Origin of the sequence: Luteolibacter arcticus (assembly GCF_025950235.1) — a bacterium.
Taxonomy (GTDB): Bacteria; Verrucomicrobiota; Verrucomicrobiia; order Verrucomicrobiales; family Akkermansiaceae; genus Haloferula; species Haloferula arctica.
Genome location: NZ_JAPDDT010000001.1, coordinates 51,791 through 67,219, shown reverse-complemented (window position 1 = coordinate 67,219; position 15,429 = coordinate 51,791). Strand labels below are relative to the sequence as shown.

General features: G+C 62.2%; 15 protein-coding genes. 6 read left to right on the top strand and 9 right to left on the bottom strand.

Going from position 1 to position 15,429, the window contains the following annotated elements:
* Window positions 1–82 precede the first annotated feature (82 nt).
* On the top strand, window positions 83–412 hold the full coding sequence (locus OKA05_RS00250) for a hypothetical protein (RefSeq protein ID WP_264485071.1): 330 nt from the start codon (window positions 83–85) through the stop codon (window positions 410–412).
* Window positions 413–649: 237 nt separating this feature from the next.
* Here OKA05_RS00250 and OKA05_RS00245 read toward each other — a convergent pair whose 3' ends face one another.
* From OKA05_RS00245 to OKA05_RS00215, 7 genes are all read right to left on the bottom strand, one after another.
* The gene (locus tag OKA05_RS00245; protein WP_264485070.1) at window positions 650–1,027 is read right to left on the bottom strand and encodes a VOC family protein; all 378 of its coding nucleotides are present in this window, start codon (window positions 1,025–1,027) and stop codon (window positions 650–652) included.
* A gap of 72 nt (window positions 1,028–1,099) precedes the next feature.
* Complete coding sequence (gene hisD / locus OKA05_RS00240; protein WP_264485069.1) at window positions 1,100–2,380, bottom strand: histidinol dehydrogenase; 1,281 nt, start codon at window positions 2,378–2,380, stop codon at window positions 1,100–1,102.
* Window positions 2,381–2,398: 18 nt separating this feature from the next.
* Window positions 2,399–2,968 carry a DUF420 domain-containing protein gene (locus OKA05_RS00235; protein ID WP_264485068.1) on the bottom strand — a complete coding sequence of 190 codons (570 nt, stop codon included), beginning with the start codon at window positions 2,966–2,968 and terminating at the stop codon, window positions 2,399–2,401.
* Complete coding sequence (locus OKA05_RS00230) at window positions 2,961–3,734, bottom strand: SCO family protein (protein WP_264485067.1); 774 nt, start codon at window positions 3,732–3,734, stop codon at window positions 2,961–2,963. Before OKA05_RS00230 ends, OKA05_RS00235 begins: the two co-directional genes overlap by 8 nt.
* A complete protein-coding gene (locus OKA05_RS00225; RefSeq protein ID WP_264485066.1) occupies window positions 3,731–4,513 on the bottom strand; it encodes an SCO family protein in 783 nt (260 codons plus the stop codon). Before OKA05_RS00225 ends, OKA05_RS00230 begins: the two co-directional genes overlap by 4 nt.
* Before the next feature lie 18 nt (window positions 4,514–4,531).
* The gene (cyoE, locus tag OKA05_RS00220; RefSeq protein WP_264485065.1) at window positions 4,532–5,458 is read right to left on the bottom strand and encodes a heme o synthase; all 927 of its coding nucleotides are present in this window, start codon (window positions 5,456–5,458) and stop codon (window positions 4,532–4,534) included.
* A 96-nt stretch (window positions 5,459–5,554) separates the two neighbouring features.
* Entirely contained in the window at window positions 5,555–6,235 is a 681-nt protein-coding gene (locus tag OKA05_RS00215; protein ID WP_264485064.1) for an ABC transporter ATP-binding protein, read from the bottom strand.
* 303 nt (window positions 6,236–6,538) lie between these two features.
* Between OKA05_RS00215 and OKA05_RS00210 the strand changes: the two genes are divergently transcribed.
* Window positions 6,539–7,591 (top strand): Mrp/NBP35 family ATP-binding protein, encoded by a 1,053-nt coding sequence (locus OKA05_RS00210; RefSeq protein ID WP_264485063.1) that lies wholly within the window; start codon window positions 6,539–6,541, stop codon window positions 7,589–7,591.
* Window positions 7,592–7,698: 107 nt separating this feature from the next.
* Complete coding sequence (locus OKA05_RS00205; protein WP_264485062.1) at window positions 7,699–8,184, top strand: hypothetical protein; 486 nt, start codon at window positions 7,699–7,701, stop codon at window positions 8,182–8,184.
* Between the two features lie 144 nt (window positions 8,185–8,328).
* Here OKA05_RS00205 and OKA05_RS00200 read toward each other — a convergent pair whose 3' ends face one another.
* Window positions 8,329–10,137, bottom strand: a complete 1,809-nt coding sequence (locus tag OKA05_RS00200) for an NPCBM/NEW2 domain-containing protein (protein WP_264485061.1) — start codon at window positions 10,135–10,137, stop codon at window positions 8,329–8,331.
* A gap of 128 nt (window positions 10,138–10,265) precedes the next feature.
* Here OKA05_RS00200 and OKA05_RS00195 point away from each other — a divergent pair, with 128 nt between their 5' ends.
* The 3 genes from OKA05_RS00195 (at window position 10,266) to tsf (ending at window position 13,424) form a co-directional block, all read left to right on the top strand.
* Window positions 10,266–11,081, top strand: a complete 816-nt coding sequence (locus OKA05_RS00195; RefSeq protein WP_264485060.1) for a VanW family protein — start codon at window positions 10,266–10,268, stop codon at window positions 11,079–11,081.
* Between the two features lie 678 nt (window positions 11,082–11,759).
* Window positions 11,760–12,443, top strand: a complete 684-nt coding sequence (rpsB, locus tag OKA05_RS00190) for a 30S ribosomal protein S2 (RefSeq protein WP_264485059.1) — start codon at window positions 11,760–11,762, stop codon at window positions 12,441–12,443.
* A gap of 114 nt (window positions 12,444–12,557) precedes the next feature.
* The gene (gene tsf / locus OKA05_RS00185; protein ID WP_264485058.1) at window positions 12,558–13,424 is read left to right on the top strand and encodes a translation elongation factor Ts; all 867 of its coding nucleotides are present in this window, start codon (window positions 12,558–12,560) and stop codon (window positions 13,422–13,424) included.
* Window positions 13,425–13,664: 240 nt separating this feature from the next.
* Here tsf and OKA05_RS00180 read toward each other — a convergent pair whose 3' ends face one another.
* Window positions 13,665–15,413 carry a heparinase II/III domain-containing protein gene (locus tag OKA05_RS00180; RefSeq protein WP_264485057.1) on the bottom strand — a complete coding sequence of 583 codons (1,749 nt, stop codon included), beginning with the start codon at window positions 15,411–15,413 and terminating at the stop codon, window positions 13,665–13,667.
* Window positions 15,414–15,429: the final 16 nt, after the last annotated feature.

The following is a 15,429-nucleotide window of genomic DNA, read 5'->3' as shown; positions in this document are numbered from 1 at the left end:
ACATCGGGGAGTGACTCGATGGCGCATGCTACTGAACCGTCGCCACTTCCTCATCTGCTTTGTATCGGCGTGCATCGCATTCGTGCCCGTCATCTATTTTGGCGGCTTGATCGTCTGCATCGAACCGGTCTCCGCGCTCATGCTCCACATCGGCTCTGGTCTGCTGTCGATTTGGATAGCGATTCATGTCCTGATCTACACCGCTGCCTTCCTCGGAATTGGAAGCGCCAGCTACGCCATCATCCGGCGAATACCATCGAAGCTGGCTCGCGAATTCTCAGTGGTAGCGCTCCTGACCCTGCCCATCTGGAGTTCGTTCGCTCGCGTGATCACCTATAGCAGCCTCCAAGGACGCGGAGGCACCTACAACTTCTGGGAAGCGGTGGACCGATACGTTGAGAAGCGCCACTAACGCTTTGCGCGGCTCTCTTTTCGGGAGTAGGGAGCAGCGACCTTACTGTCGCTTTGGACAGACCGGCCTCTTCGCCTCGCCTCAAGACGTCGTGGGAAAAGTGTGCACGGGAATCACCGGGACAGTAAGGTCCCGGCTCCTTATGGTTGAAAGGCTCCGCCTTTACTGAACGGCCAGCGCCCGTGAGATCCTGTCCGAATCAGAGAACACGGCCCTAGCAAACCTGACGGAGAGCCCTTAGTTTCTCGTCCGGTGGCAGATTTCAAAACGATTTCCATCGGGATCCTCGAAGAACACCGCGTAGTAGTAGGGCGCTTCGTAGCCGGGTCCTTCGACATTGTTGCCTCCGCTCTTGATCACGATCTCAGCCAATCGATCCACTACCGCAGGAGAAGCCGCCCAGAAGGCAATCCGGTTTTGCCCCGGCACATGGTCATGTGACTCGGTGACCGCAAAGTAGTCCGCTACGCCGCCGTCCTCGCTTTCGAACTCAAGCCACTTCTCGTTGCTGTCGTCCCGCGTGAATCCCAGCGCGGGCAGCAGCGACAGATAGAATGGCCGTGCCACGGCCAAGCTGCGGACTCTCAGGTCGACGTGATCATAACGGCGCGCCACGCGATGACGCTAAGCAAGCCATCGACGAAGGCGAGTTGGAAAGCGACTCTTCCCGATCCAAGCGAAACCTACTCACTCGCACCGGATCGCCGTCGAGCGACCGTGTGCATCCAGCCCCTCGATGCGCGCGAACTCCTCGACCACGCCCAGCGACTTTCTCACCGACCTCTTGTCGAGCTTCACGATGCTGGTGCGGCGTTGGAATTGATCCGCGCGCAAGCCGGAGAACGAACGGCCGCTGCCACCGGTCGGCAAGGTGTGACTGGGACCGGCAAGGAAATCCCCTACCGCCACCGGCGAGTCATTGCCGAGATAGATCGCACCGGCGGTGCGGATCTGCGGCAGCCACTTCTTCTCCTCCGCACAGATAAAGGACACGTGCTCGGCGGCGAAGTCATTGGAGATCGCCACAGCCTCGGCCATGCTGCGGACCTGCATCATGAAGGTCGCCTGCTTGAGCACCTCGCGGATGTAGCGGGCGCGGCTCAGCGTTTCGAGCTGGCGTTCGATCGCCTTCACGACCTTGCCAATGAGCGCTTTCGAATCAGTGATGAAGCCGATCACGCTGTCGCCGCCGTGCTCGGCCTGGGCCAGCAGGTCGGCGGCGATGTAGTCCGGGTTCCCCGTCTTGTCGGAAATGATGAGGATCTCGCTGGGGCCGGGCAGCAGGTCGATCGACACCGCACCGAAGAGCTGGCGCTTGGCCTCCACCACGAAGCGGTTGCCGGGGCCGAAGATGCGGTCCACCGGGCGCACGGTCTTGGTGCCGAGCGCCATCGCGGCAATCGCCTGGGCGCCGCCGATCTTGAGGATCTCGGTCACACCCGCGGCCTTCAGGGCGTAGAGAAGTTCGGGATTCACCGTGCCATCCGGTCCGCAGGGCGTGGCCGCGAGGATTTCCGGCACGCCTGCGGCTCTTGCGAAACCAGCGGTCATCAGCGCGGTGGAAACGAGCGGCGCCTTGCCACCGGGCACATACACGCCGACGCGGTCGAAAGGCTGGAAGCGCTCGCCCACAATCGCGCCCTCGGTATTCCGCATCGACCAATCCTTGCGCAGGCCCTTCTTCGCGAAGGCGGTGATGTTCTTCAGCGACGCGGCAATCGCCTTGCGGGTCGATGGCGCGACCTTGACCGCGGCGAGTTCGTCCGGAGTGAGGAAGAGCTGCTTCTCCTTCAGTAGCACGTTGTCGAAGCGCTTGGCGTAGGCGACCAGCGCCTTGTCTCCCTGACGTGCCACCGCGGCGATGATCTCGCTCACCAGATCGCGGACATCATGCGTCGGCAGGGCGCGGCGATTGAGGCGCTTGACGAAGGAGTCGTAGTCGGCGTCGCGATATCCGAGGATTTTCATGGGAGTGGAACTACTGCGTCAGTAGTAGGGCTTGAGCATCAGGTAGCAGATCGGGCCGGTGACGGCCACGTAAAGCCACAGCGGGAACACCCACTTGGCGAGCCGGCGGTGAGCGGCGAAGCGATTCGTCCAACCGGCGATGAAGGTGAGCAGGATGCAAGGCAGGCTGATACCGGCCAGCGTGATGTGGGAAATGAGCAGGAAGAAGTAGATGCCGCGCATCGCGCCGGTGCCACCGTAGCGGGTCTCCTCGGTGGTGAAATGATACGCCACGTAGCAAAGCAGGAACGCCACCGAGAGGCCCATCGCGGCGAAGATGGCGTTGCGGTGCAGTGAGATCTTGCCCTGCTTCACGGCTACCAGCGAGATGACCAGTGCGATCGACACCAATGTGTTCAGCACCGCATGGACTGGCGGGAGAAAAGTGAAGCTCCAGCCCTCAGGAAGCGGGATGCGCAGGTTCGGCTGCCGCATCAGTCCCACCAGAATCAGCACCGCACCCGTCAGGATCCAGGCGACCACCACCAGTTTCTTTGAAAGTGCCTCTTGTGGCGGGCGTGAAAGCCATTCCTTGCGTTCGTCACTCATCGTCAGGGATCACATCGTCGGCCGGCTCTTCTTCCAGATTCTCGATGCCGGCGGTTTCGTTTTTCTCGAGTTCTTCGCTCAGGCGGCCGGTGAGTTCCGCCTTCATCCGTTCATACGCCTCGGGGTCCTGCTTGCGGCCTTCTTCAGAACGCGCACCGTAGAGGTTCCACTTGCCGATGACATTCCATTCGCGGTCCACCAGCGAGATGGACATGTCATGCTGGAATCGCCCATTGGCTTCGCGGTCTGCTGGATCCAGCCGCTCCTGAACCCGGATGAACTTCAGCTCCTTCTCAAGATACTCGTGAGTCTCCTTCTCGTTCGGGTGGCTCATGAACCACCAGCGCGCGGGATCCGCACCAAGAGCTTTCGAGTATTCCACCAGCCGCTCGGGCGTGTCCGTCGTGGGATCCACCGAGATGCACGTGATGTGGAAATCGGGGTGATCCTTGAACTCGTCGAAGAGTGACTTGAGCTCCTGTCCATTGCGGACGGCACAGTGCGGGCATACCGCGAAGAACTCCGCGACCAGCCAAACCTTGCCCTTGAGGTCGGAGAGCTTGACCTGCTGCCCGGCCTGATTGACGCCGGAGAAGTCCTTTGGGATTTGGAAAAACGTCTCCACCTTCTCCGCACCCGCGTCGTGGAAGACCGGCTGCGGCTGCTCTGGTACCTGGTTGCCGAGGAACATCGCGGTGCCGATGATCACTGCGGACAACACGGCCACGGTGCCGTAGATCGCAAAGATTTTCCCTCGGTCGTTCATGGCGTCACGGGTTGGGCGAGAAGCTCCTCGATGGTCTGCACCAGCAGGAACTCGAGTTGCTCGGTGTTGGTCTTGTCGATTCCTGTCTTCTTCCCCGCGGCATCCCACTCGGCGGCCTGGGCAAAATCGAAGGCGGCGACGTAAGGCGGTCCACCACGCTTTTGCGGAACGACCGCGCGGCGAATATGACGGTCGCGGTCGATCAGCGTGACCGACGAATCATAGACCCACTTGCCGTCCTTCTGGTGCGGCATGATGCCGAGCTTGAGCTGGTTCTTGAGGAACTTGTGGACGTATTGCTCCCCCGCCCCGACGAACCACCAGTTCGGCAGACCGGCGCCGATCTCCTTCGCCGCGGCATCCAGCACGGCCGGATCTTCCTGATTCGGATCGACGGTGAAGCAGACGATGCGGAAGTCGTCGCGACCCGCGTATTTTTGGTTCAGCCGCAGCAGCACCTCGCGCGTAGCCTTCCAGGTGTCCGGCTGTTTGACCGAGACCCCGCACACGACCCATACCTTGCCGAAGAGGTCGGAAATCTTGGCACCGCTGGCATCCTGACGCACCACGCCGAATTCCGACTTGTTGTCGATTCGGCCGACGATGCCCGGCCGCGCGTGCTCCGCCTGATCCTGCGCCTGCCGGTGGCCCCATTTCACATAGGCCGTGTAGATGCCGATGCCGCTGGCGATCATGATGACAAATAGCCACAGCGCGGTCTTCCGCAGCTTGCGCGGGTCGCGCTCGGCGGGGACCAGTGGTTCAGCAGGCGTCCTCATGGGGCGGCGGAAACTAGACTAGCCCCACGCGATGGCAAGCAATCCAAGCTCCAGCGGCAGATAGAGCAGCGTGAACAGGAAAAGCCGGCGGAACGACGGGCGTTCGCCATCCCGCATGAAACGCCCCGCAAGGGCCGCCATGACGAGACCGGCCAGCACCCCGCCACCGAGGGCCACGTGACCTTTCCACCCCGGCGTCCAACCCGCGAGCCACGGCCACACCGGCAGCGCGGCAAGGCCCAGCGAGAAAATCGCCGCGAGCAGACCGCTGCGGCGGCCGCTGACGTCGCCATCCGACCACATCTTGTAGCCGGCATTCTCGTATTCCTCGCGGCACAGCCAGTTGATCGCCACGAAGTGCGGGAGTTGCCACAGCGCGAGCAGCGAGAACAGAAACCACGCGCCGCCATCGAAAGCCCCGCCCGCCGCGGTCCAGCCGATCATCGGCGGAATCGCCCCGGGAATGGCACCGACCAGCGTGTTCGTGCTGCTGATCCGCTTCAGCGGCGTATAAACGAAGACGTAAACGGCCACCGTGATCGCCGCCAAAACGGCGGGCCACATGCCGATCTTCACCGCGAGATGAATGATCCCCGCGGCCGAAAGCATCCAACCCACGCCGAAGGCGAACAGCGGATCCATCCGCCGCGAGGGCAGCGGGCGATTCGCCGTGCGCTTCATGCGGGCGTCCAGATCCACCTCCATGAGCTGGTTGAAAGCCGCCGAGCCGAACGCCGCCGCCGCGGTGCCGATCAACGTGTGGACCAGCCGCCAGAAATCAAGGCCGTGGCCGCGCGAGGCGAGCAGGAAGCCGAAGAAGGTGGTGATGAGGACGAAGACATTCAGCCGCATCTTCGTCAGCACCATCATGTCCCGGCGAAATCCGGGCGCTGGCTCCGGGGATTCCGGGGCGGCGGGGATTTCGGCAGGAGCATCTTCGGACATGGGGTGCCCGAAAGAAGGAGAGCACCGCCCCGAGGGCAAGTGCGATCCTTGGCGCTCGATTGCCACCATGGGCAATCGCCAAACCGAAATCGCTGCTTACGCCGGTGATTTCACCGCCGAGCCGTCGGTGATCGAGCCATCCTTGATCACCAGCTTGCGATCGCCTCTGGTGGCGAGTTGCTCGTCGTGGGTCACCACCACCACCGTCGTGTCGCTTTCGGCGGCCAAGCCAAGCAGCAGTTCCATGACCTCCGCGCTGTTGCGGGAGTCCAGGTTTCCGGTCGGCTCGTCGGCAAACAGCACCGGCGGGTGATTCACCAAGGCGCGGGCGATGGCCACCCGCTGCTGCTCACCGCCGGAAAGCTCGGCCGGAAGGTGCTCGGCGCGATCCGCCAGCCCGACGCGAGTCAGCGCGGCCATGGCCGCTTCACTGGCGTCCCGACCGCCGATCGCCCCGGGCACGAGCACGTTTTCCAACGCGGTCAGTTCCGGCAGCAGCAGGTAATTCTGGAAGATGTAGCCGATCTTGGCATTGCGAAAGGCGGCCTGCTTCTTCGGCCCCAGCGAATAAAGATCGGTGCCATCGATATTCACCGCGCCTTGCTCGGGGCGCTCGAGACCGGCCAGTGTGTAGAGCAGCGTCGTCTTGCCCGCCCCGCTGGGCCCGCAGAGGAAGACCCGCTCGCCCCGCGCGATGTGCAACTCGATGCCGTGCAGCACCTCGATGCTCTTTTTCCCGATGCGGTAGCTGCGGTGCAAATTCGTGGCCTCGATCACCCGGCCAGCGTTCCGGCTCCCCTCTCCCGCGTCAAGGCCCGTGCCTACGCGATGGAACGAACCGCGGAGACGCGGAGGTCGCAGAGGAAACGCAGAGATGAACAACGAAACCGGCGAAACGAACGAAATGAAATCCGGGCCAACCCGGAGACATTCAAATTTCGCCAATTTCGCTCGTTTCGTTGTCGATCCATTTTCCCGGCCTCCGCGATCTCCTCTGCGACCTCCGCGTCTCGCGGTTCGTTCTTTTGCGTCTCCCCCCGGGTTGACAGGACGGGAGAACGCGCCCTTGCTTTCGCCGCCGTGAGTCCCGAATTCATCAAGGAAGCCCTCCGCCACGTCCGCTACCCCGGCTTTTCCCGGGACATCGTCTCCTTCGGCCTCGTGAAGGACATCCGTCACGAGAACGGCGTGCTGAACGTCCGCATCGAGATCGCCACCAAGGACCCGAAGGTTCCCGAGCAGATTTTCAAGGAATGCCATGCCATCCTCGATCCCCTGCCCGAAGTCGGCACGGTGAAAATCGAGATCGAGGTCAAGGAGCCCCAAGGTCAGCAAGGCGGCGGCAGCGGCGATGTCCAGGGCAAGTCCTCCATCCCCGGCGTGAAGCGCATCATCGCCGTGGCCTCCGGCAAGGGCGGCGTCGGGAAATCCACGGTCGCCGCCAACCTCGCGGTCGCCCTTGCCAAAAGCGGCGCCAAGGTTGGCCTCTGCGATTGCGATCTCTACGGTCCCTCGGTCGCCCAGATGTTCGGCAGCCACGAGCGCCCGATGGCGAACGCGCAGGACGAGATCATCCCGATCGAGGCCTATGGCCTCAAGCTGATGTCGATGGGCTTCCTGCTGGAAGACCGCTCGCCGGTCATCGTCCGCGGCCCGATGGCCACCCGCTACACCCAGCAATTCCTGCGTCAGGTGGAGTGGGGAGAACTTGACTACCTGATTCTCGACCTGCCGCCCGGCACTGGCGACATCCAGCTCACCATCGTCCAGACGGTAGCGGTCGATGGCACCGTGATCGTGACCACGCCACAGGAAATGGCGCTGATCGACGCGCGCAAGGCGGTGGCGATGTTCGCGAAAGTGAACGTCCCCATCCTCGGCCTCGTGGAAAACATGGCGTGGTTCGAGTGCGATCATGGCCAGCGCTACTATCTTTTCGGCGAAGGCGGCGGCGTGCGCGAAGCAGCCACTCTGAATGTCCCGCTCCTGGCGCAAATCCCCATCGACCCGCAGACCCGCGAACGCGGCGATGCTGGCACCCCGGTCGCGCTCATCCCGCCCGCCGAGCATCCGGTCTCGGCCGCCTTCCAACAAATCGCCACCGCCCTCAGCGAGAGGCTACCCGTCCGATGAAGTGCGAAGTAAAAAGTTCCAGGTTCCAAGCAACCGTCGATAGACCGAATGCCATTTCTGCCTTTCTTGGCACTCGGAACTTTTAACTTGGACCTTCAATCCTCCGTATGCTTCGCACCCCGCCACAGCTCTTCGAAGACTTCGAAGCCGGGCTGATGACCCGGGAGCAGTTGCATGCGGCAATGGCGTTTCACGCCCGCACCTTGATCGAGGAAGTGGTGGAGGCGAGTGAGAACCCGCTCGCCGCTTGGTGGGAAGGCCTGCTGGCAAAGAAGACCGCCTCACGCCTCGCCGGACGGCATGGCGAAAAAAGGATCCGCGCGATCTTCTCCGCCCTCGCAGACGTGCCCGATTTTTTCCCCGCGCAGTGGCTGTGGAACGCCCATCATCCGGACGTGCCGCTGTTCTGCTTCCTCCGCCTGCGTAAGGAACCGGTCTTCCGCATCCTCAGCGTCACCAATGACGCCGGCGTCGTAACTGTGCGCCTCGAATATGGCTCGAATGAAAAGCACGAGACGACCCGCGAGGAATTCGTGCTTGGCCACAAGCTCCACGGCGGCCTCGAAGTGACCGCGCGGCGCACAGCGACGTGACCGCGCTCTCCCTAGGTCGGCCTCTCAGGAATGAGATACTAGGATGGATGGGATGGATGGGATTTTGAAATTCGCTGCGGCATCCTGCCGCGAGCCTAGCTCTCCTCCTATCCTATCCATCCCAGTCCCAAAAAACTCCCGACCTTAGCGAGTCAGTTCGGGATCGAACCAGCAGCCCCAGTCGGAGCTATTGCCGTCCCCGGCATTGTCGACTTCCAGCTCAAGCGTGTTCACGCCTTCCACGTTAAGGTTGAAGCTCCGCAGCGTGCCTGATTCAGTCTTCTTGGAGCGCCACAGCTCCTTGCCATCGGCTTTCACCACAAAGACGCAGGAGCCGCCATCGTTGCCATCGGGCAGGCCGGCGTGTCCGTTCAAGGTCTTCCACTTCCCGCCGAGTTGCCAGGTGTGAACGGCCGGCGCGTGGGCATAGATGCCGCGGGCGAAGAGCCGCGAACCGCACGAGAACAACAGATCGCTGCCGGGCAGGATGTTATAGGCAGGCCGCCCCCAACCCACATTGGCAGATGCGGGCCGGGCATCGGAAAGACGGCAGACCGTGGCTGTTTTTTCCTCGGCGGGCGAAGGCCCGGGCGTCGCCGAGAGCGTGCCGGCGCGAACCTTGGCAGCTTCCAACACAGCCGGCGTCGGCTTCGCGAACTGAACCGCGGCCAAGGCGCTCGCGGCAGCCGCAGCGTCGCGCTTGTTGACGGCCTCGATCAGGGGCGAGAGCTGCAAGCGGGCCTGGCTCGCCGAAAGATCGACCTCGCCGTCCTTCGCCACCAGATAGGGATACGTGAATGGCGTGCTGGCTCCGGCGAACGAACTCGCGGCACCGTTCGCCTGCACCACCACCACGCGGAAAACACCGGGCTTGCCCGCCGCGAGCGCGTTGGCCTGCAGCGTGAATTTCCCCGAGGCATCCGGGATTGCGGTGCAGGTCGTAGCATCATAGTCGCCGCCGCCTTCGGGGTCCATGTAACCGAGCACGGCATACGGTGGCGGATCCGCCGTGACCGTTCCGCTGAAGGTGAAGGTGCTGCCCTGGGTAGCGATGGCCACATCCTTGAGGGCGGCATTGGCCGGGCGCTCGATCCCCTTGACCGAGCCGCAGAAGATCGGGTGGGAGGCCAGCTTCAAGCCGTGGGCAAGCGTGAGGAACGAGCCCTTGCCCTCGCCGCGCAGGTTCTCGCCGTAGCTGCGGTTGCCGCTACCCATCAGCGCCGTGCCGAAGGCGGTCTCTTCATCGGGACGCTGCTTGTTGTGAGGGAGCCCGAGGGCGTGGCCGAGTTCGTGGCAAACCCCGCCGATGAAGATCGAATTGTAGCGGCCGATGGAAATGTCGCCGTACTGGCCGTCCTTCACCCGCGGCTCCTTCTTGGCCAGCGAGCCGAGATCGAGGATCGGCGAGTCCACCTGCCACGCAGTGCCCTGGCGATTGCTGCCGCCCGCGTAATAGGGACTGTTCTGGGTAATGACGGACTTCTCCGCGTCCCAGTTCGACATGTTGCAGAAAATCACGATCGTCTCCTTCTCCGGGTCGATGCCCGCGGCGCGCAAGGTCGTAAGGCACTCATTGCGGATCGGACCGCCCGATTGCACGTCGTACTTCGCATACGGCTGGCGGCCCTTCACCACGTGGACCTTCATCTTCCCGTCGTCAGCGTAGTCGAGGCGAACGGTCAGCGGCCCGAAACCGAGGCGCTTCATCTCCTTCGCATAGAAATCGCGGATGTCCTCCATGATCGCCCCGAGCCGCTCCTGATATTGCGGGGCCGGCTCGCGGTCCGAGGGCGTCCAGTAAACGATGTGAACCTTCTTCTCCGCTCTGGCCGGTTCCTTCGCCTGCCACGCGTCGAGGATGGCCTTGGCCGCCGGAACCTTGGCGGAGATTTCGTCTTGGGGGCTCGCGTGAAGCGGGAAAGCCAGAAGCAGGGCAGCGAAGGTCAATTTCACGGCATTAAAACGGCTTCAATAACCGAAGTTGTTCAACCAACTCGCCACGCGTGAATTCTTGGTGAAGGAAAAGCGAGGAGTTGCTCCACCCCTCGGGATCATGCGAGACTCCCTCTTCGTCGTCGAAGATGGGAAAACTCCTCAGCCATCGGCATCCCCTGCTCTACCGCCTCGCGGTGGGCTACCACCGGCTGAGACGGAGTATTGCGTGGCATCAGAACCGGGACCTGATGGCTCGCCAGCATCCCGAGATGCTCTCCTGCCTCGTGAAACGCCACTCGTCGCGGCTCGTCAAAGTGCTCGGCGATTCGGACCTCCAGCTCCAGTTGAACAAGGTGGTGAACATCGGGATCGTCACGCCGCTCATCGATGGCGTGAGGATCGCGCCCGGGGAGGTCTTTTCCTTCTGCCGGTTGGTCGGCAAACCGACCCGTCAGCGCGGATTCCTGGAAGGAATGGAGCTATCGATGGGCCAAGCCCGCTCCGGAGTCGGCGGCGGGATCTGCCAGATGGCTAATTTGCTCCACTGGCTCGTTCTGCACAGCCCGCTGACCGTCACCGAGAGGAGCGCCCACAGCTTCGATCCCTTTCCCGACCAGAACCGCAGCATGCCCTTCGGCACCGGCTGCGCGGTTTTCTACAACTACGTCGACCTCTGTTTCCGGAACGACACCTCGGAGACCTTCCAGTTCCGGATCTGGATGACCGCCACCGACCTGTGGGGAGAACTCCGGTCCGACCGCGAAATCGCCGAGACCTACAAGATCTATGAGGAGAAGCACAGCTTCCTCCGTCGCGGCGGCGAGTTCTTCCGCACCAACGAGATCTGGCGAAGGGTCATGGAACGAAAAACCGGCCGCCATCTCCGGAACGAGAAGCTAAAGGAGAATTTCGTGCGGGTGATGTATGTACCGGCCGGGTGGGACGAAGAGGAGAAGGTGTGAAAGGCGGGAGGTCTGCCAGATGGGGCTTCGTTGCATCTTCCGCCTCCTGTCTTGATCCTCCCGCCAGCCGGCAGTAGCGTCGAAACAACAGGAGTCCTCCAATGGCAGTCTCAACAAAAGGTCGAAGAAAGGTCACAGTCGGAGGCAGGTCCTATGTTTGGTACGTTTCGGATCACGATGCAGCGGGGCCGACTCTCAGTGTCATTTCCTCTGACAAGAAGTTCATCGCCAAATACGCGCTGCATCAGAACGAGGGAGAAGAATACGTCGTCATTATCGGTCAACACTTTGCGGGTGCGGAGACGGGTGGGACTTGGAAGCGGTTTCTTTGTCCACGCTTCGCCTCGGAGGCGGTCACCCCTGCGGATGTGCGGCGCTTGATAGAATGGTGCCTCAATGACCGACTCTCCCGGGACGAGACCGATGGGAGGGGCGGAAAGGCGATGATTTAAACCGGTCCGATACCCTGAGTCCGGGAGCGCGAAGTGACGCGGCCGCTGAGGAGGCGTTTGCCTTTCATTTCCAGCCCTTTTCCCTTGCCAAGCCCCCTGCCCCTCCCTATTTCGTCCGCCCCTTCGCACGCCGCCACGCAACCAACGGAAAACCACAAGGGACCCAAAAGCGGCGGGTTTTCCAAGAATCGCCCGACCTGAATCAAGGCGGGACCTATCACATCCCATGATCAACGAACTCATCAGCGATATGGTGGACGCCGGCGTCCACTACGGTCACCAGACCAAGAAGTGGAACCCGAAAATGAAGCCCTACCTCATGAAGGACAAGGGCGGCATTTACATCATCAATCTCGAGCAGACCGTGAAGTGCCTGGACAAGGCCTCCGACTTCCTCTCGGGCCTTGCCGGCAAGGGCAAGAAGATCCTTTTCGTCGGCTGCAAGCGCCAGGCTCAGGACGCCGTCCGCGAAGCAGCGGAAGCGACCGGTCAATTCTACGTCAATCACCGTTGGCTCGGCGGCATGCTCACCAACATGACCACCGTCAAGAAGTCGATCGAACGCCTCAAGTGGCTCGAGAACATCGAGAAGCAGCCGGAGTTCAAGTCGATGTCCAAGAAGGAACTCTCCGCCCTCGGCCGCGAGCGCGAAAAGCTGCTCCGCAACCTCCGCGGTATCCGCGGTCTGGAAGGCAAGCCGGACGCGATCGTCATCGTCGACTCCGCCCGTGAGTCGATCGCCGTCGCCGAAGCCCGCCGCCTGGAGATCCCGATCGTCGCCCTCGTTGACACCAACGCCGACCCGTCGATCGTTCACTACCCGATCCCTGGCAACGACGACGCCGTCCGCTCGATCCGCATCGTCCTCCAGAACCTGGTGGACGCGATCGTCGCCGCCAAGAAGGGCTGATCCGTCACTCTTTCCCGGCTGCGGACTAGTGCCGCAGCCGGTTCCCTTCCGCGGATCAGGCCTTCAAACGCCGATCCGCTTTTTCATTCGAATCCCAATACATTTCTTTTTCCCATGATCACCGCATCCCTCGTCAACGAACTCCGCCAGAAGACCAATGTCGGCATGATGGAGTGCAAGAAGGCCCTCACCGAAACCAACGGCGACATCGAAGAAGCCGTTACCCTGCTCCGCAAGCGCGGGATGATGAAGGCTGCCGCCAAGGCCGACCGCGAAGCCTCCGAAGGCATCATCGCCGCCCGCCTCTCGGGCGACGGCAAGACCGGTATCCTGATCGAGGTGAACTGCGAGACCGACTTCGTGTCCCGCAACGACAACTACGTGGCCTTCGTCGGCCAGATTGCCGACGCTCTCGCCGCCTCCAGCGCGAAGACCCTTGAGGAAGCCCTCGCCGTGAAGATCGGCGACCTTTCCATGGAAGACTTCGTGAAGACCAAGACCCTGGAGCTCGGTGAGAACATCCGCCTCCGCAAATTCGAACGCTTCGATCTGCAGGACGGTGGTGCCATCGCCCAGTACATCCACATGGGTGGCAAGGTCGGCGTGCTTCTCGAAGTCTCCGCGGGCAATGGCGAAACCGCGTCCAAGGAAGAGTTCCGCGACCTCGTCAAGGACATCACCCTCCACATCGCCTCAATGGCACCGAAGGGCCTCTCCCGCGACGAGATCACCGACGACATCATCGAAGCCGAAAAGAACGTCTACCGCGCCCAGCTCGCCGCCGAAGGCAAGCCGGAAGCGATGATCGAGAAGATCGTGGAAGGCAAGATCGGCAAGTTCTTCTCCGAAGCTGTGCTCCTCGAGCAGGCCTTCGTGAAGGACGCGGACACCACCATCAAGAAGCTGGTGGAAACCAAGGGCAAGGAAGTCGGCGACACCCTCGTGGTGAAGCGCTTCGTCCGCTTCGGCCTGGGCGAGTAATTTCAGGTTTCCCGCTGACAACCGCGGCACCCGCCCCCCTCTCACCCCGCCCGTCTCCGGTTCCTCCGGAGGCGGGCGTTTTCTTTGCGTGCGCTTTCCTTGGTGGCGCTCTCTTCACGTAGCTGGAGCGTCTCGCTCCAGTCCGTTGCCGGGGCGTCTCGCCCCGTGCATTCTTGAGGAGGCGAGAGGCCGCCTCAACGGACTGGGCCAAGATGGCCCTGCTACTGTTAGATCAGTGACTCACTCGACCTTCCAGCTCACTTCGAGCTTCAACTCATCCGCCCTCGGCGCACTAAAACCAATCAGATAAAAACCCTTGTTCTGCTGTTCCCGCTCAGTCTTCGGCTTGAGCGAATACTCCTCCCACACGCCACCCGCTTTATCGTGGCGTTCCAGCACCAGCCGCTTGCCCGAAACCTCAAGCGTCACGCGAGAACCCTCGATCTTCGGCTTTGCCTTTGTCACCACCGCCCAGCGCACCGGGCCGACCGGCTTGGTCACGATGTCGTACGTGCGCACGGAACCGTCCTTGAGGTCGAAGGTGAACGAGCGGTCCACCACCTGAGCCTGCCCTTGATAGGCAGGCGCGAGCTTCACCACCACTCCGAGCTTGGAGTTACCGGAGAATATCTCGGAAACGGTGCACCCCTCTCGCGGCGTGGCTTGAAGCTTTCCATCGATAACCAGCGTGTTGTGCGAAAGGTTGTTCAGTCGCAGGTAATCCCAGCGTTGGTTCCCAAAGTAACCCGGCATGTTGTAGTCGTCCTTGCCGATGTCGTGGAACCAGCGGACGCCCTTCGCTTCGTAAACAAAAGCTCCCGCGTCGAGATGCCCATGGCTGGCCGCACCGGTGCCGCCCTTGACGGCCAGCCACGCCGCGTCTGGCGTCCATGCCGTGCGAAGGAAGGCAAAGGACTGCTCGCCATTGAAGCGCGCACCCAAGTAGCCGGGCCCGGTTTTGCCAGCACCGGGAGCCTCTGGCAACCACAGCAGATGCAGTGGGAAGAAGCGCAGGTCGCCGGTTGTCCCGTTACCCGTGCCTTCCTTCAGCGACCGCTCTAACAACGACCTTACATGCGCCGCCTGCTCCACGTCCTTGAAATGCGTGGCGATCCAACTCTGTGCCGGCGACGGCACCTCGGCCCCCGGATTGCCGTCGGCGTAGTTGAAGGTCACCCGCGTCGGCCCGGTGACGTGCCGCATGAAATCACCGCTCCTACGCAAAACCTCCGGCACCTTGATTCCTTTCCCGAGCTGAGCGAGCAGCAGCACCTCGTAGTTCGTGCCGTAGTGCCAGTAGGACGGCCCCTCAGGGTAAGCACCGTCGGGCAGATAGAAACTCTCGCAGCTTTCGATCTGCTTCTTCCCATGTTCCACCAGCGGCTCACACAGCGCCGGATCCCGCTCCTTCACCACCTCCGCCGCCAGCGCCATGCCGGTGCCGCAGACCTGCGTCCAATTGTTCGTCGCACCTTTCCACCAGCCGGTCTTCGCATGCTTCTCGCCCACGACACGCAGCGCCTTCTCTAACAACGCGTCCTCATAGCGCCGCTTCTGCTCATCACTCAGCGCGGGAAACAGCCAGTCGTAGCCAACCGCCACCGCGGTCGCCATCTCGGCGGTATCGAGGAAATGCGACGGGTTCCAGTCCTTCAACGCACAAGCCGCATCAAGCTCGCGAATCGTGCGCTCCTTGAAACGCACATCACCCGTGGTCCGCCACACCCAGCCGCAATGCAGTACGTTGTGCAGCGCCAGCCGGGACTCGGAAAGCAGCCGCTTCCCATCAGGGATGCGGTATTCGCAGGTGCGCTCGTCGAGCACCTTCTCCGCTCGCTTCACGATGTGAGCCTGGACGTCCCGCGCCAACGGATCATTGGCGATCCGCTGCTTCACCGCTCCCTCCGCATCCTCGCGAAACCACAGCCGCGGATGCACCTCCGCCATCACCGCGCCGGCACAAGCCAGCCACAAACACATCGATCTCATTATCGACCGATACGCG

Excerpts from the sequence above, each read along its gene's own strand:
- hisD (WP_264485069.1), bottom strand. The coding sequence starts at position 2,380 with ATGAAAATCCTCGGATATCGCGACGCCGACTACGACTCCTTCGTCAAG.
- OKA05_RS00235 (WP_264485068.1), bottom strand. The coding sequence starts at position 2,968 with ATGAGTGACGAACGCAAGGAATGGCTTTCACGCCCGCCACAAGAGGCA.
- OKA05_RS00230 (WP_264485067.1), bottom strand. The coding sequence starts at position 3,734 with ATGAACGACCGAGGGAAAATCTTTGCGATCTACGGCACCGTGGCCGTG.
- OKA05_RS00225 (WP_264485066.1), bottom strand. The coding sequence starts at position 4,513 with ATGAGGACGCCTGCTGAACCACTGGTCCCCGCCGAGCGCGACCCGCGC.
- cyoE (WP_264485065.1), bottom strand. The coding sequence starts at position 5,458 with ATGTCCGAAGATGCTCCTGCCGAAATCCCCGCCGCCCCGGAATCCCCG.
- OKA05_RS00205 (WP_264485062.1), top strand. The coding sequence starts at position 7,699 with ATGCTTCGCACCCCGCCACAGCTCTTCGAAGACTTCGAAGCCGGGCTG.
- OKA05_RS00195 (WP_264485060.1), top strand. The coding sequence starts at position 10,266 with ATGGGAAAACTCCTCAGCCATCGGCATCCCCTGCTCTACCGCCTCGCG.
- rpsB (WP_264485059.1), top strand. The coding sequence starts at position 11,760 with ATGATCAACGAACTCATCAGCGATATGGTGGACGCCGGCGTCCACTAC.
- tsf (WP_264485058.1), top strand. The coding sequence starts at position 12,558 with ATGATCACCGCATCCCTCGTCAACGAACTCCGCCAGAAGACCAATGTC.
- OKA05_RS00180 (WP_264485057.1), bottom strand. The coding sequence starts at position 15,413 with ATGAGATCGATGTGTTTGTGGCTGGCTTGTGCCGGCGCGGTGATGGCG.